Source organism: Duganella sp. Leaf126 (assembly GCF_001423125.1).
Classification (GTDB): Bacteria; Pseudomonadota; Gammaproteobacteria; order Burkholderiales; family Burkholderiaceae_D; genus Rugamonas.
On sequence record NZ_LMNW01000033.1, the window covers coordinates 168,041 to 192,964 of the forward strand.

Here is a 24,924-nt window from a genome sequence, read left to right on the forward strand (position 1 = left end):
CTGCTGGAAGGGTCGCTGCTGGAAGGGTCGCTGCTGCAAGAATCACTGCTGCAACGGCAGCTGCTTCGTGGGTCACTGCTGCAAGAAACGATGCCGCAGGGGTCGCTGCCGCAAGAAACGATGGCGCAGGGATCGCTGCCGCATCCGTCGCTGCCGGATGAATTGCTGCAACAAGCATCGCTGTGCCAGGCGCCGGCAATACCGGAGCTGCTGCGACCGGTCGCCGGAAGCCAGCCCGCCAGTCATGACGGCGCCGCGCTGGCCTTTGCGACCGCCAAGCTCGGCGAACTCCGCATCCTGAAAGCGGCGCTGGCGGCCATGGCAGCCGGTAAGGACGCGGCGCGGGGGGCCGGCGGCAGCCCCGCATTTTTCCACGCGTTCAGCCGTGCATCTCTCCCCATGGGCGGTTTTCCACAGTAGAATGCCAGCACCTGCGCCTGCGCGCGCGGATGCCACCATTCTTTACTGTCGCCCATGTCCAAGAGCCTGTTTCAAAAGCCTGTAGAAATCAAGATTTCCACTGTAGTTGCGGTCTCCGCCATTGTTACCACGGCCGATGTCAAGGCCCTCGACGCGGCGCTCTCCAGCATGACCGGCGGCAGCGCCGACTTCTTCGACGACGATCTCACCGTGATCGACATTGCCGCCTTGCCAGATGGCACGCCCATCGACTGGCAGGCCGTCATCGCGGTGCTGGCCAAATATCGCTTGAAACCGGTCGCCGTGCGCAATGCCCCGCCCGCCATGGCCGCCGAGATTGCTTCGCACGGACTGAGCCTGGAAACCGCCAGCAAGCCGCGCGACGACGAGGCACCGGTTGCCGCAGCGGTCGCAGCGCCTGTCGCGGCGCCGGCAGCGGCGCCAGCCCCGGCCAGGGCCCCCACCGTGTCGAGTCCCGCCGAGCCGGTACCGAACGGCGCCGGCGTGATGATCATCGACTCCCCGGTGCGCGCCGGTCAGCGCATCTACGCGCGCGGTTGCGACCTGATCGTCACCGCCGTGGTCAACAACGGCGCCGAGATCATCGCCGACGGCAGCATCCACGTGTACAACACGCTCAACGGCCGCGCGCTGGCCGGTGCGTCCGGCAATGCCGACGCGCGCATCTTTGCTTTGAATATGTCGCCGGAACTGGTGTCCATTGCCGGCGTCTACCGTACTTTTGAAGACGGCTTCCCGGCCGAATTTGCGCGTTCTCCCGCGCAAATCCGTTTGATGGGTGACCGAATCGATATACTATCTGTCAATTCCGCAACCCGCGCCTGAGTGGCCGCCATCCCTCTTTCTGTAAAGGATTATCTGTGGCAAGAATCATTGTTGTAACGTCCGGTAAGGGCGGTGTCGGTAAGACGACCACGAGCGCCAGCTTTTCGACGGGCCTGGCCATGCGCGGCCACAAGACTGCGGTCATCGACTTCGACGTCGGCCTGCGCAACCTCGACCTGATCATGGGTTGCGAACGCCGCGTGGTGTACGACCTGATCAATGTGATCAACAAGGAAGCGACGCTGAACCAGGCCCTGATCAAGGACAAGCACTGCGACAACCTGTTCATCCTGCCCGCCTCGCAGACGCGCGACAAGGATGCGCTGTCGGAAGAAGGCGTGGAGGTCGTGCTCAACGAGCTCATCAACATGGGCTTCGAGTACATCATCTGCGATTCGCCGGCCGGTATCGAGCACGGCGCGCTGATGGCGCTGACCTTTGCCGACGAAGCGATCATCGTCACCAACCCGGAAGTGTCGTCGGTGCGCGATTCGGACCGCATCCTCGGCATCCTGCAGGCCAAGTCGCGCCGCGCCCAGAGCGGCGGSGAGCCGGTCAAGGAACACCTGCTGATCACGCGCTACTCGCCGAAACGGGTGGAAGCGGACGAGATGCTGTCGCACGAAGACGTCAAGGAAATCCTGCGCATCTCGCTGATCGGCATCATTCCGGAATCGGAGTCGGTCCTGCATGCCTCGAACCAGGGCAACCCGGCCATCCACTTCAAGGGCACCGACGTGGCGCAAGCGTACGAGGACGTGGTGGCGCGCTTCCTCGGCGAGGAACGTCCGCTGCGCTTTGTCAACTACGAGAAGCCCGGCTTCCTGCAGCGACTTTTCGGGAGTAAGTGACCATGGCCCTGCTTTCCTTCCTGTTCCCGAAAAAGGAAAAGACCGCCACGGCGGCCAAGGAACGCCTGCAAATCATCATCGCCCGCGAGCGCAACGGCCGCACCGGCCCGGACTTTCTGCCGGCCTTGCACAAGGAACTGATCGACGTGATCTCGAAGTACACCAAGGTCAACGCCGACGACATCAAGATCTCGCTCGACCGCCAGGGCAACCTGGAAGTGCTCGACGTCAACGTCGTACTGCCCGACGCCTAATCCGCCTTCTCCGGCGTTGCACGCGCATAGGCCTGCCCTTCGGGGTGGGCCGGGTCGGCGATGCCCGCGCTGACCAGCTCCTGCGCCACGCGCACGCAGGCTTCCACGTGCTGGTAGCCGAGCTGGCGAAACGCAAAAAACCCGATCCCGGCCGACGCCAGCTGCCCGGCCAGCGGCACCAGCTTGCCGGCCTGCTTGGCAGCAGTCTTGACGCCGACCTTGCGTAACATGTGCACCACCACCTCGCGCGTGACGACCTTACCCACCAACATGCTGCCGATGCCCACCGCCGCCTGATAAGCGATCATGCGAAAGCGTGGATGCATGCGCTCGATCTGCTCCTCCGACAGGCCGAAGTGGCGATTGATCTCCTCGATCAGGTTGGCGAACAGGCGCATGTCCGAGACGATGTCGAGCCCGGGGATGGGCACTGCCGCCACGCTGGCCGACACCATCGCGCGGCGTCGTACCAGTTGCCGGCAACGGTCGCGCACGGCGTCGATATCGCGCGCCGTGCCGGGCACCAAGGTCCAATTTGTGTCTTTTTTCCTACCCATTGCGGCTCCCGGACGAGAATTTGAATTTTCTTTCCAAAATCCAACTTCTTGATTGAATTCACAGTTTTTCCAGTGTACCGTGTATTGCTTCTGCACCTGTACACGATAGCGGACCCAACTTTCCAAGCAATAGTTGTTGTTCTGTGGAAAAATAATGTGACCATTTTGAGAGCCAATTGTAAATCTCTGGTATATTCCTCAGTGTCAACTCTTTAACAATTATTTCCCACGGGCAGCAGTATGAGAATCGCTGTACTTGATAACGACCGCAGCCAGGCCGACCTGATCTGTCAGGTCCTGACCTCGGCAGGTCACATATGCCACAGTTTCCAGACCGGTAAAGATCTGCTGGCGCAGGTCCGCAAGGACAGCTACGACATGCTGATCCTCGACTGGCAGGTGGTCGATATGACGGGCGCCGACGCCATGCGCCGGGTGCGTGAAAAGCTGCCCGAGACCGCGCCGGTGCTGTTCCTCACCACCAGTTCCGGCGAGGACGATATCGTTGCCGGTCTCGGCGCCGGGGCCGACGATTACATGATCAAGCCGCTGCGCCGCAGCGAGATGGTGGCGCGGGTGCAGGCGCTGCTGCGGCGCGCCTACCCGGCGCAAAATGGCGCGGAGCAGTTGCAGTTCGGCCAGTATGTGTTTGAAACCCGGCCCGGTCGCCTCTTGATGGATGGCATCGTGTTGGATGTCACCCACAAAGAGTTCTACCTGGCACTGTTATTTTTCCGCAACATCGGCCGTCCGCTGTCGCGCGCCTACATCCACGAGGCAGTGTGGATCCGCGAGACGGCAGTGCCGTCGCGCACCATGGACACCCACGTTTCGCGCGTGCGCAACAAGCTGCAACTGAAGCCGGAAAACGGTTTCCGGCTGGTGCCGGTGTATAGCTACGGTTACCGCCTGGAAAAGCTCGGCATCTAGTCGATGGCAGGCCTGCCCCACTGTGGCGCGCGGGTCGCGCAGCGGGCCTGGCGGGCTTTCGCCCCCGGCGGCAGTAGGGACATCGCGCTATAATGTCCGCTGATCCATCGTCCGGAACCGAAATGCAGCTGCTTGCCGTCGGCCTCAACCACCATACCGCCCCCGTCTCGCTGCGCGAGCAGCTGGCGTTCGCCCCTGAGCAGCTGGGCCAGGCGGTGGTGGCGGCGCGCTCGTGGTTCGAGCGGATCGACCACCGCGGCGCGGACGAAGCCGCCATTCTCTCCACCTGTAACCGCACCGAGCTCTACGCGGCCAGCCAGGTGCCCGATCCGCTCGACGCCGGCGCCCATTTCCTGGCCGACTTCCACCAGCTCAATTACGCCGACCTGCGCCCGCACCTGTACATGCTGCCGCAGCACGACGCCGTGCGCCACACGTTCCGCGTCGCGTCCGGGCTCGATTCGATGGTGCTGGGCGAAACGCAAATCCTCGGCCAGATCAAGGATGCGATCCGCACCGCCGACGCAGCAGGCGGCCTCGGCACTTACCTGCACCAGCTGTTCCAGCGCAGTTTTTCGGTGGCCAAGGAAGTGCGCAGCACCACCGAGATCGGCGCCCACAGCGTGTCGATGGCGGCGGCGGCCGTGCGCCTGTCGCAGCGCATCTTCGACAAGATCGCCGAGCAGAACGTGCTGTTCATCGGCGCCGGCGAAATGATCGAATTGTGCGCGACCCACTTCGCCGCGCAGAACCCGCGCTCGATCACCATCGCCAACCGCACGCTCGAACGTGGCGAAGCGCTGGCCCACCGCTACGGCGGGCGCGCCATGCGCCTGGCCGAGCTGCAGGACAAGCTGCACCAGTTCGATATCGTCATCTCGTGCACGGCGTCGTCGCTGCCGCTGATCGGCCTGGGCATGGTCGAGCGCGCGATCAAGGCGCGCCGCCACAAGCCGATGTTCATGGTCGACCTGGCCGTGCCGCGCGACATCGAACCGGAAGTGGCGCGCCTGAACGACGCCTTCCTGTACACGGTGGACGATCTCGGCAAGGTGGTGCAGACCGGCATCGAGCACCGCCAGGCCGCCGTGGCGCAGGCCGAAGCGATCATCGAAACCCGGGTGCAGTCGTTCATGCACTGGATCGACGACCGCGCCGTGGTGCCCGTCATTCAAGGCCTGCACGAAAACGGCGAGGCGCTGCGCCAGCTCGAACTCGAGCGCGCGCGCAAGATGCTGGCCAGGGGCGACGAGGTCGATGCCGTGCTCGAAGCGCTGTCGCGCGGCCTGACCGCCAAGTTCATGCACGGTCCGCAGCAGGCGCTGCACCGCGCCCAGGGCGAGGAACGCGCCCAGCTGGCACAGCTGCTGCCGCAATTGTTCCGCGGCCGTCGTTAGCGCCCCTGCTGCACTTCCCTGCCGCGCCGTCTGCCGCCTGCTCCGCTGCGGCCCTCCGTTCTACCTCTGATACCGATACCTTATGAAACCATCCATGCTGGCCAAGCTCGACCAACTGGCAAACCGCCTGGTCGAACTCGATGAATTGCTGATGTCCGAAGGCGCCACCGCGAATATGGACGCCTACCGCAAGATGACGCGCGAACACGCCGAGCTCGGCCCGCTGGTCGCGCTGTACAAATCGTACGGCGACGCCCAGGGCGACCTGGCCGCCGCGCAAGACATGCTGCAGGACCCGGACATGAAGGACTTCGCGCAGGACGAGATCGAGGCGGCCAGGCAGCAGCTGGCAGCGCTGGAACTGGAGTTGCAGAAAATGCTGCTGCCCAAGGACGCCAACGACGAGCGCAACATCTTCCTGGAAATTCGCGCCGGCACCGGCGGCGACGAGTCGGCGCTGTTTGCCGGCGACCTGCTGCGCATGTACACCCGCTTTGCCGAGCGCAACCGCTGGCAAGTCGAAGTGGTGTCGGAATCGGCCTCGGACCTGGGCGGCTACCGCGAGGTGATCGTGCGCCTGGTCGGCAACAGCGTGTATTCGAAACTGAAATTCGAATCGGGCGGCCACCGCGTGCAGCGCGTGCCGGCCACCGAAACGCAGGGCCGCATCCACACCTCGGCCTGCACGGTGGCGGTGATGCCCGAGGCCGACGAGGTCGAGGACGTGCACATCAACCCGGCCGACCTGCGCATCGACACGTTCCGCGCCTCGGGCGCCGGCGGCCAGCACATCAACAAGACCGATTCGGCCGTGCGCCTGACCCACCTGCCCACCGGCATCGTGGTCGAGTGCCAGGACGACCGCTCGCAGCACAAGAACAAGGCCCAGGCGATGAAGGTGCTGGCCGCCCGCATCAAGGACGTGCAGCTGCGCGAACAGCAGTCGAAAGAGGCTGCCACCCGCAAGAGCCTGATCGGCTCGGGCGACCGCAGCGAACGGATCCGCACCTATAACTACCCGCAGGGCCGCATGACCGACCACCGCATCAACCTCACCCTGTACAAGCTCGACTTCATCATGGATGGCGACCTGACCGAACTGACCAATGCGCTGGCCGCCGAACACCAGGCAGAGCTGCTGGCGGCGCTCGGCGATTGATGTCAGGCCGTCAGCCACCAGCAGATGCGCATGCCGTTAAGTTAAGCGAAAATTATTAATTTTGTTAACGTAAAAACGTCGTCCCTGCGCAGGCGGGGACCCAGTTTGGCTGACATGCCGACGCATCTCGCAGAACTTGGGTACCCGCCTTCGCGGGTACGACGGCCATGAAGGCCTTCACTTAAGGCGACCTCTAAAAACTTACTGCGCGACCCGCTATCGCCTCTCCGTTGCTCAGCGTACCTTTGTACGCTTGCGCTACTCAAGACGATATCGGGCCGCTCGCTACGGTTTTTCGAGGTCTCCTTAACGGCATGACCAGCAGACGCCGTCATTGCCGCGCAGGCGGCAACCCAATCTGTTGCGCAGGCGGCAATCCCATTGTGATGCACCGGGTGGGCAGCCCATGCTTAAGAAGCTGCTAAGGCCAACCAGGCAACTTTGTGCGAAAATCCTCGGCGCTGTCCACCGACCAACCTGACCGGAACCACCATGCATCCATCCCGCCCCCTGCTGTTGTCCGTTGCTGCCGCCAGCTTCGGCCTGATCGGCGTTGCCCTGTACCTGCAGCACGGACTCGACATGCTGCCGTGCCCGCTGTGCGTGATCCAGCGCTACCTGTTCCTCGCGATCGGCATCGCTGCGCTGGCCGGGGCGCTGCTCGCCAAGCCCAGGGCCGGCGCCGGCGTGGCCCTGCTGGCCGCGCTGGGTGGGCTGTACACGGCCGGCAAGCATTTGTACGTGCTGGCCAATCCCGGCCTGTCGTGCGGCATCGATCCCGTGGAAACCTTCCTCAACAAAATCCCTACCGCCACGTATTTGCCGTTCCTGTTCCGCGCCGACGGCCTGTGCGAAGACGCCACCGCGCCCTGGTTCGGCCTGTCGATTCCGCAATGGTCGTTCCTGTGGTTCGCAGTGCTGGCGCTCGTGCTGGCCTGGGTGCTGATCCGCCGCCGCGCATGATCGCAGCACTGACCGAGATCGTCGCCGGTGTCACCGTCGGCGCGCTGCAGCGGCAGGCGCTGCTTGACGCGCTCGACTGGCGGGTACTGCTGTGCCACGCCCTGCAGACCAACCGCGTGGGCCTGATCACCGGCGCCGAGCGTGCGCTGACAGACGACGAAGCCCGGTGCTTCGGCGACCTGGTGCAGCGCCGCCTGGCCGGCGAACCGGTGGCCTACCTGGTGGGTGAGCGCGAATTCTTCGGCCTGCCGTTCGCGGTCAGCGACGCGGTGCTGATACCGCGCCCCGACACCGAGCTGCTGGTGGAACTGGCGCTGGCGCGCCTGCCGGCCCGCGGCCGCGTGCTCGACATGGGCACCGGCAGCGGCGCCATCGCCGTCTCGCTGGCGCACACGCGGCCCGACGCCAACGTCACCGCGCTCGATGTCAGCGCCGATGCGCTGGCCGTCGCGCGCCGCAACGCCGACGCCAACGGCACACGCGTGACCCTGCTGCACAGCGACTGGTTCGACGCACTGGGCAAGGCAGCGCCGTTCGATGTCATCGCCTCCAACCCGCCTTATATCGCCAGCGGCGACCACCACCTGTCTGAAGGCGACCTGCGCTACGAGCCGGTGAGCGCGCTGACCGACCACGCGGACGGTTTGTCGGCGCTGCGCATCCTGGTGGCCGGCGCCCCGGCGCACCTGGCGCCGCAGGGCTGGCTGTTGATGGAGCACGGCTACGACCAGGCCGAGGCCGTGCGCGCCCTGCTGACTGCGGCCGGCTACACCGACGTGCAGAGCTGGCGCGACCTGGCCGGCATCGAACGGGTCAGCGGCGGCCGCTCTCCCCTGTAACGTCATCCTCCCCCAGCAGCCGGCGCGCGACCGCCAGCAATTGCCCCGCCGGCGCCGGCTTGCTCAACACCAGCGCATAACGCTCCGGCTGCGCCGGCGGCAGCAGCGCGTGCCACACACGCGGTACATGCCGCTGCGGTGGCGGCGGCTGAGCGGTGCTGGCAGTTGCGGTTGTGCTGTTGCTGGCGGTCGCGCTGGCGGTTGCGTTGGTGTCGTTGCCGATGCTGGCGTCGGAACCGGCGCTGGCGTCCGGATCGGTGCAGATCACCAGCGCCGGTGACGCGCCGTCCAGTGCGGCGGCGTCGTAGCACAGCGTAAAACCGGCGCTGTCGAAGATCTCGGCCAGGTACGCGCGCATGGCATCGTGCGGTTCCAGCACCAGCACGGTGTAGCCGTCACCGAACGGGGCGGGCGGCTGATCGCGCGCGCCAAACGGTGGCGGCGGCATCGCTTCGTCCTCAGTAGCCGGCGCGGCGCTCAGCGTGAAGCGCAAGGCGGCGCCGCGCTGCTGCAGACAGCCGCCCATGGCGCGCACCAGGTGCGCCGCCAGCACCAGGCCGGGCGCCATCTCGCCCCCGTCGAGCGTGACCGGCACGGCAGTCCAGCCGTGATGGGCCGCTTCCAGGGCCGCGACAGCTGCGCTGGCTTTGACGCCGGTGCTCGCAGTGGTGGCTGCGCAGTCTGCCGTACCGGCGGGATCGGCGCGCGCGGCGCGCGCGGCAGCGCAGGGATCGCCGGTCACGGCGAGCTTGGCAATATCGTCGGGGTAGGCGATATCGGCATGACTGGCGATATTGGCAGTGCGGGCGAGTTCATCGGTTTGGCCGGTGTGGCCGATATTGGCGGTGTTGGCAGTGTTGGCGGTGTTGGCGGTGTTGGCGGTGTTGGCAGTGTTGGCGGTGTTGGCAGTGTTGGCGGTGCCGGCGATATCGGCGAAAGTGACGCTGACAGCGCGGTCTGCCATGTCTCCGGCACCGGTATGAAAGGCCAGCAGGATGCTGCCATCGGTGCTGGCGCCTGCCGCCAGCGCCAACGGTGCGCCGACGTGGGCGGCCAGGCGGTCGAACACTTGCGCCAGCAGGTGCGCATCGAGCACCGCCAGGCCTGGCAAGCTTGCCGGGTCATGGCGGATGCCATGCGCCTGCATCAGCGCATGCAGGTAAGCGGGCGCCGGCGCCAGCTCGGGCGGCATCACTTCGTAACGGGCGCAGGCCTGCAGATCGGCCAGCCAGGCCAGCTGGCGATGCGCGAGACCGGCAATGTCGTCGAGGCCGGCGCCGCGGGCGCGGGCGGCGATCTGCGCCAGCGGCGCGCGCAGCTCGTGGTTCAGGCGCGTCAGCAAGCGGGCACGCACCTGCGCTTGCGTCAACTGCGGCGTCCCGGTAGGACCAGCAACGGCAGCAGTAACGTCGCAACGCGCATCGCTAGCGGAGTTGACGGCATGAGCCGTTTCAGCGGCGTGCGCTGCGTCAGCGGCGTGAGTTACGTCAGCGGCGTGAGCAGCGTTATCGGCATCAGCGGCGTGCGCTGCATCTGCGGCGCGAGACGCATCAGCGGCGTGCGCTGCATCTGCGGCGCGAGACGCATCAGCGGCGTGCGCTGCATCTGCGGCGCGAGACGCATCAACTGCGCGAGACGCATCAGCGGCGCGAGACGCATCAGCGGCGCGAGACGCATCAGCGGAGTGAGCGACGTCAGCGACGCCAGCAGCGTTATCGGCGTCAACGGCGTTCGCGGCGTCAGCGATATCCGCAGCGGCATCAGCGTCATCGACGGCGTGCGCAGCGTGATTCGCCTGCGCCGCATCAGCAACATCAGCAACACCGGCACCGTCGCCGACGTCTGCCGCCGCACCGCGTTCGATACCGGCTGTCATGAATGGCCGACCGCCTGACGCACCGACTGCCGGTAGGCGGTCGGCGTGGTGCCGGCGTGTTCGCGGAAGGCGGTGGCGAAGTTGGCGGCGCTGCGAAAGCCGATCTGTTCGGCGATCTGCTGCACGCTCATGTCGGTATCGACCAGCAGCTGGCGTCCGCGCATCATGCGCGCTTCGGCCAGGTAGACGAACACGGTGATACCGGCCTGCTGGCGAAACGCCTGCGACAGCCGTTTTTCGTATGTCCCCAGCGCGCGTGCAATGCCTGCCAGCGTCAGTGGCGCACCGAGGTTGTCGTCGATCAGGCGCATGGCCGCATCGGTCATGACGGCGTCCGGATGCGGATGAAAACGGCGCGCCGGATGATCGCTTCCCGTTGGTTGCGCGGGCGCCGGCGTGACCGCGGTCGCTGCGGTGCCGGCGGCCGCATCGGCGGTAGCGGAGGCCGCCGAACCTGCTGCCGCAGCAGCCACCACGGCCACGGCAGCGGCGGCGCGCACGGCAGCGAGCTCGAGATGGATGCGCACGCGCGCAAATACTTCGGCCGGATGATAGGGCTTGGTGATGAAATCGACGCCGCCCATGGCCAGCCCGGCCACGCGCTCGTCGGGATCGTCGAGCGCGCTCAGAAACAGCACCGGAATGTCGCGCGTGACCGGGTCGGCCTTGAGCAGGCGGCAGGCCGCAAACCCGTCCACCACCGGCATGCGTACGTCGAGCAGGATCAGGTCCGGCGGGTGGGCCAGCGCGCTCTGGTAACCGGCGGCGCCGTCGGCCGCGCTGCGGACGTGATACAACTGGCGCCGCAGCAGATCGGTGAGCACGCGCAGCTCGTCCTGTTCGTCATCGACGATCAGGATGGTCGGCCGTACTTTTTCAGTAGAGATAACGGAAAGAATGGCGCGCTCCCGGTGGGGAATACGCGCCGATTATACACAGCCAGTGCAGCGATTTTCAGTCCTGCCGGTGTCTTTCTTGAGTCCGCCTCTTGGGGCAAAAGTTTTGTCTCCTGATTCAAAAGCAAGCTACCAGTGACCGACCAGCGTCAGGCCGTCGCTGCCGGTCTGGATGCCGACCAGGGTGGCGTCCACCACCAGTTGCGCCACCATTTCGTCGCGGCTGTGGCTGTCGAGGTAGTTGTCCCAGCGCGACAGCGTGGCGGCGTCCGGTGCGGCGTCGGTGATGTTGCGGAACATCTGGGTCACGAACGCCGCGTCGTCGAGCACGCCATATTTTTGCTGGAACTCGGCCGATTGCGTAAAGCCGTGGGCCAGCGCGGCGCCGGTCAGGTTTTGACCCACCCAGTACTGGACGCCCTTGATGTCGCCCGAGCGGTCGAGCGTGAGCTGGTACAGCATGCCGATTTCACGCAAGGTGGCGGTGGACGCCTGGGCAAAGCCGAGATCGACCACGCGGTCGTCGAATTCCGCCAGCTCGACCTGGCGCACGGTATTCATGCTGCCGGCCCCCTGCCCCACCATCAGATCGGGGCCGTTGGCGCCGGCGCTGGTGTGGTTGCCCAGCACGATCAGGTGGCTGGCGGCCGAGCCGGTGAAGACGGCAGTGTCGATGCCGTCGCCGCCCACCAGCAGGTTGCTGCCGCTGCCGACCACCAGCCGGTCGTTGCCGGAACCGGCGATCCAGCCCTGTTCCTCGGTCAGCAGCTCGCCGCCGAGCGCCATGCCGTCGGCCGTCCACCACAGCGCCTTGTGGGCATCGGTGAGGGCGATCTCCGACAGGACCGCAGCGCGCTGGCCGAGGTCGCCGGGCGCACCATCGAGGCGCGCCACGTAGCCGGACAGTTCGCTGGCGGTCGGTTCGCGGTCGAGCGTATGGCGCAGCAGGGTCGCCACGAAATCGGCGTTCCCGAGTTTCATCAGGCCGTCCCGCGCTTCGGCTTCGGCCAGGAAACCGGCAGCGTACTGCTGGGCGGTCATGGCCTGGTTGGTCCAGAAGGTCAGGCCGGGCAGGTCGGGCGCGCGGTCGAACGCAGCGTGGTACAACAGCGACAGCGTTTCCAGGCGCACGGCGTCGGCGTTGACGAAATGGAGCTGGCCGATGGCGAGATTGAGTTCGGCAGCGGTAATGGTCTGCATGCCGCCAAGCAGCGTGGCTTCGTGCATGCCGAGCACGGTGCCATTGGCCTTGAGCACGAACCGCCACTGGCCGCTGTCGGTGCGTCCGCCCTGCAGCACGTCGTTGCCGGTGCCGGCCACCAGCACATCGTTGCCGCCGCCGCCGAACAGGATGTCGTCGCCATCGCCGCCATCGAGGTAATCGTTGCCGCCGGCCGTGCCGAGGATGTCGTTGCCGCCGTTGCCGTACAGCGTGTCGTTATCGGTACCGGTCGTGAGCGTGATGTGCTGGGCCGCGTCGTCGCCGATCAGGAAGTTGCTGCCCTGTCCGCCCTGCACGCGCGCGGCACCGATGATGGCGCCGAAGTCGAGGTTGTCGATCTGCAGCCCCACGCCGCTCAGGCTGCGGGCGTCGATCACCAGGGCGATCTCGGTGTCCAGATCGACCACTGCATTGGCAGCGACACCGGCCAGCGCGCTGGCGCGCAGGCCCTGCGCGGTGACCATGGTGCCGGCCTGGACCGAGGTATCGCCGGCAATCAGCAGCATGGTGTTGTCGAGCGTGCCGCTGCCGCTGACGCGCAGCGTACCGTTCTGCTGCAGTTCGTCGGCCGCCTGGCTGGCCAGGAACTGGCGCGCCTGCGCTTCCATCGCGTCGCGGGTGCCGCTGGCCACGGTATGGTCGTCGATGCGGCCGATCAGGTCGAGCGCAGCCAGGGCGCCGGCCAGCAGCACCGACGGCCCGCTGGCCTCGAAGCCCACGCCCACCGGCACGCTGACGGTCAAGGTGCTGCCGACGCCGTTGGCATTGGCGCCAATGCCGAGCGGGATGTCGGCCAGGGTGGCGTGCGGCGTGCCGATATCCTCGGCACGGCCGCTGCCGACCACCGGCACCGTGACGGTGCGGACGGCCACCCCGGTGCGTGCATCGACGCCGGACGCGGTCGTCACAGCGACACCGTCCACCAGTACCGATTCGCCGCTGCCGACCTGCAGCACCAGCGGCGCAGCGGCGCGGTTGGCGTTGCCGGCGGCATCGGTAAACAGCTGGGCCGGCACGCCGATGGTCACCGGCGCCGAACCGGTCGGGACCAGGGTGGCGGTATAGGTGGTGCCGCTGCCGCTGAAGTTGCTCAGGGTGCCGCCGGCCACCACGATGTTCGACAGGTCGAGCACACCGGGATCGCTGAGCGTGAAGGTCAGCGTCACCGCCTGTCCCGGCGCCAGCACGGCGGCGCTGCTGGTGATGGCGACCGTGGGTGCGATCGTGTCGACCAGGTAGGGCACGGTCTGGAGGGTGCTGACATTGCCGGCGGCATCGGCCACGCGCACGGCCAGGATGCCGTTGACGTTGGTGGGCAGGACCAGGCCGTCGAGACTCCAGGCCTGGCCGCGGATGACGGCCTGCAGCCAGGTGCGGCCGCCGTCGATCGACACCTGCACCACGTCGCCGGCTGCCGGCGGCGCCGACAGCGTGCCGCTGAGCGACTGCTGCGCAATATTGGTCAGCAGGTCGCCGGCCAGGCCGGTATCGTTGGAGAAGCTGATGGCGCCGCTGGTCGGTGGCGGCGCCACGGTGTCGATCTGCAGCGATGGCAGGCTGGTGTCCGCACCGGTGTTGCCGGCCAGGTCGCTGAAGCCCGAGACGGCGATGCTGGCGCTGCCGGCCGGCACCCCGGCCGGCGGCGTGAAGGTGGCCGTGTACACCAGCGGATCGGCCGTCGCGGTCAGCGCACCGAGGGTGCCGCCGGTGACTGCCACGTTGGCAGCGCTGAAGTCGACCGGTGGCGCCGAGAACGTAAAGGTGATGATGGCCGGTTCGACCCCGTTGGCGACCGGCACATTGCTGGTGATGACCACCGTGGGCGCGCCCTGCGCCAGCACGTACGGCGTGACGGTGGTCGCGCTGGCGTTGCCGGCGGCATCGACCACGCGCACCTGCAGCACACCGCTGCCGGCCAGCAGGTGATCGAGCGACCAGCTGGCGCCGTTGACGACAGCGGTCAGCCAGGTGGCGCCATCGTCGAACGATACCTGCACCGCGTCGCCGGCAGCGAGCGGCTGCGACAGGTCGCCGCTGACGGTCTGCTGCGCCGCCGACGTCACCAGGTCGGTGTTGCTGACGCCGGTGTCAAGCGAGAAGCGCGGGCTGCCCGTCACGAAAGCGGCAGGCGGCAGCGTATCGATGGCGATCTGGGGCCCCGCTGCAGCCTGGCCGAGGTTGCCGGCCAGGTCGGTGTAGGCAGCGGCCGGCAGTGCGATACCGGCCACCCCGCCCGCCAGGCCGGCAGTGGGCACGAACAGCGCCGTGTACACCAGCGGATTGGCAGTGGGCGCCAAGCCGGACAGCACGCCATTGGTCACCACGATGGCGTCGGCACTAAAACTCTGCGGCGCCTCGCTGAAGGTAAACGTGATCTGCGCGCTCTCGCCGATCTTGAGCGCGGCCACATTGCTGGTGATGGCCAGCGTGGGCGCGCCCTGGTCGAGCACGTAGGCATTGATGGTTTCGGGACTCAGATTGCCCACGGCGTCGGCCACCCGCACCCGCAGCACGCCGCTGCCGGTCAGCGTGTGCGCCAGCGACCAGGTGGTCTCGCTGCCGCTGGTGACCACGGCGGCAGTCTGCCAGGTGACGCCGTTGTCGAACGAGACCTGCACGCTTTCGCCGGACGCCAGCGGCAGCGACAGGCTGCCGCTGACCACCTGCGCGGCCACCGAGGTCACCAGGTCGGCATCGCTGACGCCGGTATCGGCGGAGAAGCGCGGAAAGCCGATGGCGGACGCCGCCGGCGCTAGGGTATCGATCGCTATCTGCAGCGAACTGGCGCCGGTGCCGGCATTGCCGGCCAGGTCGCTGTAATCGCCGCCTGCCACGCTGACGGCGGCGCTGGCGCCGGCCACTCCGGCGCTCGGTGTAAACACTGCCGTGTAGACCAGCGGGTTGGCGGTCGCGCTCAGGCCGGACAAGGTGCCGTTGGAAACATTGACTGCGGCCGGGCCGAAGCCGACCAGCAGTTCGCTGAAGGTGAAGGTGATCAGCGCCGTGTCGCCGGCCTTGAGCTGGGCGCTGCTGCTGGTGATGGTCAGGCCGGGGGCCAGGGTATCGACCGTGATCGTCGGCAGCACGCCGCCCAGGCCGGGATTGCCGGCGCTGTCGCCATAGCTGCCCGGCGCCAGCGAGACGCTGGCCGCGCCGTTGTAGCCGGCGGCCGGCGTGAACACGGCCGTGTACACGCTGAGGTTGGCGGTGGCGCTCAAGCCGCTGACGGTGCCGCCAGCCACCGTCAGGCTAACGCCGGTAAAGCCCTGCGGCGGCTCGCTGAAGGTAAACGTCAGATTCGCGCGCTGGCCGGCCGACAGCGTGGCCGTGTCGCTGGCGATGGTCACGCTGGGCGCGACATTGTCGATGGCGTACGCGGTCGACGTGACCGGACCGGAATTGCCGGCGCTGTCGCTCACGCGCACCAGCACCGCACCGACCGCGCCAAGCAGCACCGGCGTGGGCAGCGCCCAGGCGTTGCCGCCCACCGGGGCCACTGCAGCGATCCAGGTCGCGCCCTCGTCGAGCGACAGTTCGACCAGTTCGCCCGCCACCAGGTTGGCATTGAGGGTGCCGGTAAGGGTTTGCAGCGGATTGATGGTGAGATGATCGCTGCTGCTGATGCCGGTGTCGCTGGAAAAGTCCAGCGTGGCGCCGGCCGTGGTGGGCGCCTGCGTCCGGTAGCTGACCGGCGCCAGCGACGCCGGTGCGCCGGGATTGCCGGCCGCATCGGTGTAGCCGCCCGCCACGCTGACGGTGGCGGTGCCGCTGGCCACCGACTGGTCGGGAGTGAGGATGGCGGTGTACACCAGCGGATTGGCGGTCTGGGCAAAGCCGCTCAGGGTGCCGCCCGTGACCGCGACATCGGCAGCGTCGAAACCCACCGGCAGTTCGCTGAAGCTGAAGCGGATCACCGCTTGCTGGCCCAGCGCCAGCGCGGCGGCGCTGCTGGTAATCTGCAGCACAGGCGGCGTGGTATCGACCGCAATCGACGGCGACGTGAAGCCGGCGCCGGGATTGCCGGCAGCATCGGTGTATTGGCCCGGCGCCAGCGTGACAAACGCGCTGGCGCCTGACAGGTTGGCGCCCGGCGTCAGCTGCACCGTGAACACGCGCGGATCGGCCGTGGTCGCAAAGCCGCTCAGGCTGCCGTTGATGGCCACCAGGTCGGCCTGCTGGAAGCCGGTCGGCACTTCGCTGAAGGTGAACGTCAGCGTGGCCGCCTCGCCGGCCCGCAAGGCGGTGGCGCTGCTGGCGACGGTGACGGTGGGCGCGGTCTGGTCGAGCGTGTAGCCGGCCGAGAACACCGGGCCGGCATTGCCGGCTGCATCGGCCACCCGGACCTGCACCGCGCCGGCAGCGCCGCCATTGTCAGGCAATAGCTGCAGCGGCAGCGTCCACTGCGTGGTCGAGGTGGCCACCGCCGTCAACCAGCTGGCGCCGTTGTCGAGCGACACCTGCACCGTATCGCCGGCCGCAAGGGCGCCGTTCAGCGTGCCGCTGATGACCTGGGCGGCAATGCTGGTCACCAGGTCGGTGCTGCTGGCGCCGTTGTCGGCCGAGAAGGCGATCGACGCGCCCGTGATGGTGGGCGCGAGCGTATCGATGGCGATCGGCGCGCTGCTGGCGCCGGCGCCGGGGTTGCCGGCAGCGTCGACGATCAGGTTGGGCGCCACGCTGACGATGGCGTTGCCGGCGGCAAGCCCGGCCTGCGGCGTGAAGGTGGCGGTGTACACCAGGCGGTCGGCGCTGGCGGTGAAATTGCCGAGCGTGCCGTTGACCACGCTGATGTCGCCCAGCGCGAAGCTGGCCGGCGCTTCGCTGAACGTGAAGGTGATGGTGGCGGTCTCGCCCACTTTCAGGCTGCTGGCGCTGGCGTCGATGGTCAGCACCGGGGCCGCCGTATCGATGGCGAGCGACGCCAGGCTGGCGCCGGTGCCAAGGTTGCCGGCCGCATCGGTGTAAAGGCCGTTGGCCAGGGTGATGCTGGCGCCGCCGGTCTGGCCCGCGGCCGGGGTCAGCAGCACCGTGTACACCAGCGGATTGGCGGTCGCGGTGAAGTTGCTGAGCGTGCCGCCGACTGCCACCAGGTCGGCCTGCGTGAAGCCGCTGGGCGCTTCGCTGAAGGTCAGGGTCACCAGTGCCGACTGGCCGGTGCGCAGGCTGGCCACAGCGCTGGTGATGGCCACCGTCGGGGCCGTGGTGTCGATCGTATAGGCGTGCCCGGTGACGGCGCCGTGGTTGCCGGCGCCGTCGGTCACGCGCACCTGCACCACGCCGCTGCCCGGGTTCAGGACCTGGCCGGCCAGCAGCCAGGTCGTGGCGCCCGGCACGGTCACCGCCCCCTGCCAGCTGGCGCCGTTATCGAGCGACACTTCCACCACCTCGCCCGCCGCCAGCGGCCCGGACAGGGTGCCGGCAAGGTCCTGCACGGCGGTGTCGGTCACCAGGTCGGCGGCGCTGGCGCCGTTATCGGCCGAGAAGGTCAGGCTGCCGCTGACCAGGGTCGGGGCCACGGTGTCGATGGCGATGGCCGGCACCGCGCCGATGCTGCCGCCGTTGCCGGCCAGGTCGGAAAACGGCGCCACCGTGATCTGGGCGCTGGCGCCGGCCACGTTGGCGTTGGGCGTCAATACCGCCGTGTACACGAGCGGATCGGCAGTCTGCACCAGGTTGCTGAAGGTGCCGTTGGCGGCGCCCAGGCTGCCCAGGGCAAAGCCCAGCGGCGCTTCGCTGAAGGTGAACGTCACGACTGCCGTGGCGCCGGCGCCGAGCACGGCGCGGTCGCTGGTGATGACCAGCGTGGGCGCCACATTGTCGATGGCGATCGGCGCCAGGTTGGCGCCGAGGCCGGTCACGCCGCCGTTGCCGGTGTAGGCGCCGGTGGCAATGCCGATTGCGCCCGTGCCCTGGGCAACGCCGGCCGCCGGTGTGAACACGGCCGTGTACACGAGCGGATCGGCGGTCGCCGCCACCGGGCTCAAGGTGCCGCCGCTGACCACCAGGTCGGCGTCGGTAAAGCCGGTGGGCGCGGTGCTGAAGCGGATCGTGATGGTGGCCGTTTCGCCAGCCTTGAGGACGCTGACGTCGCTGCTGAGCGCCACGCCGGGCGCCACGGTGTTGTAGCTGATGGTGGGCGCGCTGGCGCCCTGGCCGCTGTTGCCGGCAGCATCGGTGTACGCGCCGGCCGGCAGCGTCACCGTGGCCACGCCCGCTGCCTCGCCGGCGCTCGGCGTGAGCACGGCCGTGTACACCAGCGGATTGGCGGTGGCGGTAAAGCCGGACAGCGTGCCGCCGCTGACGGACAGGCTGGCGGCGGAAAAACCGACCGGCGCCTCGCTGAAGGTGAACGTGATCAGCGGCTGTTCGGCGCCGTTGAGCGAAGTCTGGCTGCTGGTGATGGCCACCGTCGGCGCCGACTGGTCGAGCACGTAATTCACGCCCACCACGGGGCCGTGGTTGCCGGCCGCGTCGGCCACGCGCACCTGCACCTGCTGGCCGGCGCCAGCGTTCAGGGTCTGGTTGGCCAGGGTCCAGCCGGCCGCGCCGGCGGCGGCGGTGGCGGTCACCCAGGTGGCGCCGTTGTCGAGCGAGACCTGCACCGTCTCGCCGGCCACCAGGCTGGCGTTGAGCACGCCGCTGAGGGTCTGCGCAGCCACATTGGTCACCAGGTCGCTGGTGCTGGCGCCGCTGTCGCTGCTGAAGCTGACGGTGCCGCCGATGGTCAGCGGCGCCTGGGTATCGATGGCGATCGCCGGCAAGGTGACGCCGGCGCCGGCATTGTTGGCCAGGTCGCTGTAGCTGCCGGCCACCAGCTGCACCACGCCGCTGCCGGCATTGACGCCGGCCGCAGGCGTGAAGGCCACCGTGTAGACCAGCGGATCGCTGGTGGCGGTCAGCGCGCCCAGCGTGCCGCCGGTAGCGCTCAGGCTGGCGTTCGACAGGCCCACCGGCGCTTCGCTGAAGCTGAGGGTGATGGTGGCCGTTTCGCCGGCCTTGAGCGCGGCGACGTTGCTGCTGAGGGTGGCGGTCGGCGCGCTGGTGTCGAGCACATAGGAGCGGGCAAAGGCGGCGCCATGGTTGCCGGCGGCGTCGCTCACGCGCACCTGCACCACGTTGCTGCCGGCCAGGGTCTGCCCGGCCAGGCTCCAGGCGGCGCCGGCGCTGGTGGCGGTCGTCCACGCGTTGCCATTGTCGAGCGAGACCTCGACGAATTCGCCGGCGCCGAGCGGCTGGCCCAGCGTGCCGCTGATCGTTTGCGCCGCAACATTGGTGACCAGGTCGGTCGCGCTGGCGCCGCTGTCGGCAGAAAACAGCACGTTGCCGGTCACGGCGACCGGCGCCTGGGTATCGATGGTCAGCCCCGGCTGGGTGATCGTGCCCAGCGCATTGCCGGCGGCGTCGGTGACCGCGCCCGGCGTCAGCGCGAAGCTGGCAGTCACGCCCTGCACGCCGGCGGTCGGCGTCAGCAGCGCGGTGTACACGAGCGGGTTGGCGGTGGCGCTCAAACCGCTCAACACGCCGCCGCTGGCGGTGATCGCGGCGGCATCGAAGCCGACCGGCGCCTCGCTGAACGTAAACGTGATCTGCGCCGTCTGGCCGGCGGCCAGCTGCGCGCTGCTGCTGGTGACGACCAGCGACGGCGCCAGCGTATCGATGGCGATCGGCAGCGAGACGGCGCCGCTGCCGCTGTTGCCGAAAGCATCGCTCCAGGCGCCGCCCGCCACGCCCACCGACGTGCTGGCGGCAGCCAGTCCTGCCGTGGGCGTGAACTGGGCCGTGTACACCAGCGGATTGGCGGTGGCGGTAAAGCCCGACAGCGTGCCGTTGCCGGCCGAGATGCTGGCTGCGCTGAAACCGGTCGGTGCGCTGCTGAAGGTAAACGTGATCTGCGCCGTCTCGCCCAGCGCCAGAGTGCTGTCGTTGCTGGTGATGGTCAGCGTGGGCACGACCGTGTTGACGGCAATCGCCGCCGGCGCACCGGCCTGGCCGCCATTGCCGGCCAGGTCGCTGTAGCTGCCGCCGATGACGGCCACGCTGGCGGTGGCGCCCGACTGGCCCGGGGTCGGCGTAAACACCGCCGTGTACACGAGCGGGTTGGCGGTGGCGGTAAAGCCCGATATCGCGCCGCCGGTCACGGCCAGCGACGCCGGCGTGAAGTTGAACGGCGCCTCGATGAACGCAAAGGTCAGCTGCGCGCTCTGGCCCAGGCCCAGCGCGGCAGCGCTGCTGGTCACGGCCACCGTGGGCGCCGTGCTGTCGAGCACATAGGCGGCGCCGAAGACCAGGCCGTGGTTGCCGGCAGCGTCGGCCACGCGGACCTGCACGGTGCCGCTGCCCGGCAGCGTGACGTTGGCCAGGCTCCAGCTGCTGCTGCCGGCCGCGCCGGCAGCGTTGACCCAGGTCGCGCCGTTGTCGAGCGAGACCTGCACGGTGTCGCCGCTGGCCAGGGCAGCGGTCAGCGTGCCGCCCAGCGTTTGCGCCGCCACATTGGTCACCAGGTCGGTGCTGCTGGCGCCATTGTCGGCCGAGAAGGTCACGCCGTTGCCGGTGATGAGCGGGGCCACGGTGTCGATGGCAAGCGGCGCCGAGACGGCCGCCACGCCGGCGTTGCCCACCGCGTCGGTGTAGGCGCCGGCGTTGACGCTCACGGTCGCCACGCCCGAGGCAATGCCGCTGTTCGGGGTCAGCAGGGCGGTATAGATCAGCGGGTTGGCGGTGGGGGCAAAGTTGCTCAGCACCGCGTTGGTCACCTGCACGTCGCTGGCGTCAAAACCCAGCGGCGGTTCGCTGAACGTAAACACCACCGTGGTGCTGGCGCCCAGGTGCAGCGCCGTGGCCTGGGTGGCGATGGCCAGCGTGGGCGCCACCGTATCGACCGCGATGGCCGGCGTGGCGCCGCTGCCGCCGGCCAGGCCGAGGAAGTCCGTGTAGCTGCCGCCGGTGACGGTGACCGACGCCGGGCCGTTGACATTGGCGCCCGGGGTAAACAGCGCCGTGTACACGCCGTTGCCCTGGTTGACCAGGTTGCTGACGGTGCCGCCGCTGGCGACGATGTCGCTGGCGGTAAAGCCGAACGGCGTGCTGCTGAAGGTAAAGGTGAGGTTGGCCACCTGGCTGGCGTTCAGGCTGGCCTTGTCGCTGCTGATCACCACCGTCGGTCCCAGCGTGATCGACATGCTGGTGGCCGCTGCGGCCGCACCGGCGTTGCCCGCCACATCGGTATAGCTGCCGGCCACCAGCTGCACGCCGCCGGTCACGCCGCCCACCCCGCCGTTGGCGGCATAGTCGATCGTGTACACGCGCGGATCGGCGGTCGCCTGCAGGTTCGAGACGGTGCCGTTGACGCCGCTGAAGCTGGCCAGCGACAAGCCCACCGGTACCTCGGAGAACGACACGGTGACGGTGCTGGTCTGGCCGCCGCCGATCACGCTCACGCCCGTGCTCAGGGTGGCCGTGGGGGCGGCGACATCGAGCACATAGGCCGTGCCATGCGCGGCGCCCGTGTTGCCGGCGGCATCGACCACGCGCACCTGCAGGGTGTCGCTGCCGGTGAGGGTGACCCCGGCCAGGCTCCAGGCGCTGCTGCCGGTGCTGGCGCTGGCGGTGGTCCAGGTCGCGCCATTGTTGAGCGACACCTCCACGTGCTCGTCGGCAGCCAGCGCGGCGGTCAGGGTGCCGGTCACGGTCTGCTGGGCCGTGCGGGTGATCAGGTCGGTGCTGCTGGCGCCGCTGTCGGACGAGAACACCACGGCTGCGCCGCTGGTCGTGGGCGCCGTGGTGTCGAGCGCGTAACTGACCGACAGCGGCGTATTGCTGCCGCCACCGTTGAGGACCCGCACCTGCAGCACGCCGGCGCCGGCAGGCAGGGTCTGGCCGGCCAGGGTGAAGGCGGTGCCGCCCACGCTGGCGACCGCATTGGTCCAGGTCACGCCGTTGTCGAGCGAGACTTGCACCTGCTCGCCGCTTTGCAGGCCGGCGCTCAGGGTGCCGCTGATGGTTTGCGCGGCCACGTTGGTGATCAGGTCGGTGCTGCTGCTGCCGCTGTCGGCCGAGAATGTGACGGACAGCGCGGTGGTGGAACTGGGCACCGTGGATTGCACCGTGGTGGCGGTGTTGCTGACGATGACGTGACCGTCGTTGACGGCGATGGCCAGCGTGGTGCTGCCGGCCTGGCCCGGTGCGGCCTGGAACACCAGCGACTGCAGCGCCGCCTGGGCGGCGCCCGGTGCGGTCGACGTGTGGGTATAGGTCAGGCCGCCGTCGCTGGTGACGAAGCCGGCTGCGCTGGCCGAGGCCGCGGTAAACGTGCCCAGCCCGGCGTTGGTGCTGCTGACCGTGATGGTGACGATCACGGCGCTGCCGACATCGGGATCGCTGATTACGACATTGCTGAACGGCCGCACGGTACCGCCGGCAGCGACCGCCTGGCCGGCGGTGGTGCCGCTGACCACGGGAGCGTCGTTGACCGACAGCGCGCTGACCACGGTGCCCGTGTTGACGGCGCTCGCCAGGCCGTTGGCGTCGGTGGCGGTCAGCGAGAACGTGGTGTTGACGCTGGAGCCGACCGCCACCTGGTTATCGGTCGGCGTGAAGGTCAGCGCCTTGAGCAGCGCGGTCAAGGCGGCCGGCGTGGTCGCACTGAGCGTGTAGCTGCCGGCGCTGCCGGACAGGCCGGCGCCGGTCAGCACGCCGTTGGCGCCCGTGTAGTTGATGGTCAGGCTGACGTTATCGCCATTGACATCGGCCACGCTGACATTGGCGAACGGGTTGATGCTGGCGTTGTCGTTGACGGTGCCGGCCGAGACGCCGGTGATGGTCGGCGGGCTGTTGACGACGTTGGTGACGACCAGGCTGGCGCCGGCCACGCTGGTGTTGGCATTGCCGATCGCGCTGTTCCAGTCGTCGGCCGCCACCAGCTGGTAGCTGGCGCCGCCGCTCGAGGTGGCGCCGTTCTTGTTGAACAGCGCAGCGATGGCCGTCACGTCGGCGCCGGTCAGCGTCACCGAGAACGACGTGGCGCTGGTCACCTCGACGTTGCCGGTGGTGTTCAGGGTATAGGCGACGCCGCCCTCGCCGCGCAGCGACAGCTTGCCGACGGCGATGTCGTTGGCTGCGCCCAGCGTGCCCACCAGGTTGGCGCCGGTCACGGTGAGGACGTGGCTGGTGGCGTCGTAGGTGGCGCCGGTGATGGTCGGCAGCTGCACGCTGGCCACCGTGATCGGATTGCCGGTCAGGTCCTGGCCGCTGGGGCGGCTGGCGTTCCAGTTCATCGCGGCCGACAGGTTGAAGCCGGTGCCATCGACAGCGGTGCCGCCATTGTTGTTCAGTACCCCGGCCAGGGCCAGCTTGTCGGCGGCATTGAGCACCACCGCGAACGCGGTGCCGCTGGTCGCACTCACCAGCGACGAGGTCAGGGTATAGCTGCCGCCCTGGCCGGTGACGGTGAGCTTGGACGTATCGATGCTGTCGCCGGCGTTGATGCCGGCGGCCGTCACGGTCAGCACCCCGGTGGCGGCGTTATAGGCGCCCGCGGTGATCGACGGTGCAATGCGGCCGTTGGCCACCTGGACATCGTCGATGCCGACCTCGAAGCCGAGTGCATTGACGATGCGGATGCCGAAGATGCCCTTGAAGTTGGCCGACGAGGCCAGGTTAAGCACGCCATCCTCGTTGAGCAGCAGGCCGGTCACCGACTGGCCGCCGCCCGTCGGCTGGTAGTTGGCGTCGAGCGCATAGACGGTAAACACGGTGTTGCCGAGCAGGTTGCCGACCGCGTTGCCGGTGCCGATCTTGATGCTGAGCAGGTCGAATACGCCGCTGTTGGCGCGCAGGTCCACGTAGCTGACCGGCGACAGCGTGGAACCGTTGACGGTCAGGCGGTCGTCGGTGACGGGCAGGCCGATGACATTGGTGCCGTTGGCGTTGACCACCGCGATGCTGCCGCCGTTGCTGCTGCGCGTGTACAGGTCGAGGCCGGTGTTCAGGATGTTGGTGATATTGACCACGGCGCCGGCAGCCAGGCCGGAGGCGTTGAGCAGCGTGACATTGCTGTTGGTGCCGAAGGTGAAGGTGCCGGCCGCGCCGTTGTTGACCAGCGCCAGCGTGTGCGCGTAGTCGTGCTGGGCCTGGGCCGACAGCGCGCTGGCCGCCTCGATGCTGCCGGTGGCCGCTTCCAGCACCCAGTTGGCGCCCAGCAGGTCGCTGCCGGTGGTGTCGGTCGAGGCGGCCACGTCGGCGCCGGTCAGGCCGGCCAGCGCATCGATGAAGGCCAGGCCCGCGTCGCCCTGCCCCACGTCGCAGCCGTACAGCAGCAGGTCGCCGCCCGCGCGCAGGGCACCGCCCCACCGGGCCAGCGCGGCCGCGTGGTCCGCCAGGCCGGCCGCGTCGAGCACCGTGTCGCCGAGCTGCAGCTGGCCGCTGGCGCCGTGGGAGACGATCTGGATGCTGTCCAGGCCTTCGAGTCCTTCGAGCGCGGTGGCGATCTGCTCGACGCCGTCGCCATCGGCAGTCAGCTCGACCACCAGCACGCCCTCGGCCGCACTGGCCAGCAACACGCCGGCGTCGGCAACGCGGGCATCGATAAACAGGACCGAATGGTAGAGACGCTGGCTCATTGACTGCTCCGAAAAAAAGTTACGCTACAGCACGATTATCGGTAGCTTCAGAGCGATTACGAAATTTTCCTGTTTGCCAAACAGTTTGTCCGGTGCA

Annotated in this window: 13 protein-coding genes; 8 read left to right on the top strand and 5 right to left on the bottom strand. The window is 68.2% G+C overall.

Going from position 1 to position 24,924, the window contains the following annotated elements; genetic code table 11:
• Positions 1–474 precede the first annotated feature (474 nt).
• From minC to minE, 3 genes are read left to right on the top strand one after another with little or no spacing between them, the layout of a single operon-like run.
• Positions 475–1,266, top strand: a complete 792-nt coding sequence (gene minC, locus ASF61_RS18805) for a septum site-determining protein MinC (protein WP_056159411.1) — start codon at positions 475–477, stop codon at positions 1,264–1,266.
• Positions 1,267–1,301: 35 nt separating this feature from the next.
• Entirely contained in the window at positions 1,302–2,117 is an 816-nt protein-coding gene (gene minD, locus ASF61_RS18810; RefSeq protein WP_056159415.1) for a septum site-determining protein MinD, read from the top strand.
• A gap of 2 nt (positions 2,118–2,119) precedes the next feature.
• Entirely contained in the window at positions 2,120–2,371 is a 252-nt protein-coding gene (gene minE, locus ASF61_RS18815) for a cell division topological specificity factor MinE (protein WP_056159418.1), read from the top strand.
• On the opposite strand, the gene ASF61_RS18820 is transcribed toward minE, so the two are convergent.
• A complete protein-coding gene (locus tag ASF61_RS18820) occupies positions 2,368–2,928 on the bottom strand; it encodes a hypothetical protein (RefSeq protein ID WP_056159421.1) in 561 nt (186 codons plus the stop codon). The genes minE and ASF61_RS18820 overlap by 4 nt on opposite strands.
• Before the next feature lie 240 nt (positions 2,929–3,168).
• On the opposite strand from ASF61_RS18820, the gene ASF61_RS18825 reads away from it, so the two are divergent.
• The 5 genes from ASF61_RS18825 to prmC all read left to right on the top strand — a co-directional run bounded on the left by ASF61_RS18825 (position 3,169) and on the right by prmC (position 8,216).
• Positions 3,169–3,858: a response regulator transcription factor gene (locus tag ASF61_RS18825; protein WP_056159427.1), complete on the top strand. Its 690-nt coding sequence runs from the start codon at positions 3,169–3,171 to the stop codon at positions 3,856–3,858.
• Between the two features lie 122 nt (positions 3,859–3,980).
• The gene (gene hemA / locus ASF61_RS18830) at positions 3,981–5,255 is read left to right on the top strand and encodes a glutamyl-tRNA reductase (protein ID WP_056159430.1); all 1,275 of its coding nucleotides are present in this window, start codon (positions 3,981–3,983) and stop codon (positions 5,253–5,255) included.
• Positions 5,256–5,337: 82 nt separating this feature from the next.
• On the top strand, positions 5,338–6,414 hold the full coding sequence (gene prfA, locus ASF61_RS18835) for a peptide chain release factor 1 (protein WP_056159435.1): 1,077 nt from the start codon (positions 5,338–5,340) through the stop codon (positions 6,412–6,414).
• Positions 6,415–6,906: 492 nt separating this feature from the next.
• Positions 6,907–7,377 carry a disulfide bond formation protein B gene (locus ASF61_RS18840; RefSeq protein ID WP_056159438.1) on the top strand — a complete coding sequence of 157 codons (471 nt, stop codon included), beginning with the start codon at positions 6,907–6,909 and terminating at the stop codon, positions 7,375–7,377.
• Positions 7,374–8,216 (top strand): peptide chain release factor N(5)-glutamine methyltransferase, encoded by an 843-nt coding sequence (prmC, locus tag ASF61_RS18845; RefSeq protein ID WP_056159440.1) that lies wholly within the window; start codon positions 7,374–7,376, stop codon positions 8,214–8,216. Before ASF61_RS18840 ends, prmC begins: the two co-directional genes overlap by 4 nt.
• On the opposite strand, the gene ASF61_RS18850 is transcribed toward prmC, so the two are convergent.
• The 4 genes from ASF61_RS18850 to ASF61_RS18870 form a co-directional block, all read right to left on the bottom strand.
• Complete coding sequence (locus ASF61_RS18850; protein WP_056159443.1) at positions 8,191–9,585, bottom strand: hypothetical protein; 1,395 nt, start codon at positions 9,583–9,585, stop codon at positions 8,191–8,193. The two genes, prmC and ASF61_RS18850, sit on opposite strands and share 26 nt — an antisense overlap.
• A gap of 113 nt (positions 9,586–9,698) precedes the next feature.
• Entirely contained in the window at positions 9,699–10,037 is a 339-nt protein-coding gene (locus tag ASF61_RS23645) for a hypothetical protein (protein WP_373994563.1), read from the bottom strand.
• Between the two features lie 51 nt (positions 10,038–10,088).
• Positions 10,089–11,012, bottom strand: a complete 924-nt coding sequence (locus tag ASF61_RS18865) for a response regulator (protein WP_307156143.1) — start codon at positions 11,010–11,012, stop codon at positions 10,089–10,091.
• 105 nt (positions 11,013–11,117) lie between these two features.
• Positions 11,118–24,827: an Ig-like domain-containing protein gene (locus ASF61_RS18870; RefSeq protein ID WP_056159455.1), complete on the bottom strand. Its 13,710-nt coding sequence runs from the start codon at positions 24,825–24,827 to the stop codon at positions 11,118–11,120.
• Positions 24,828–24,924 lie beyond the last annotated feature (97 nt).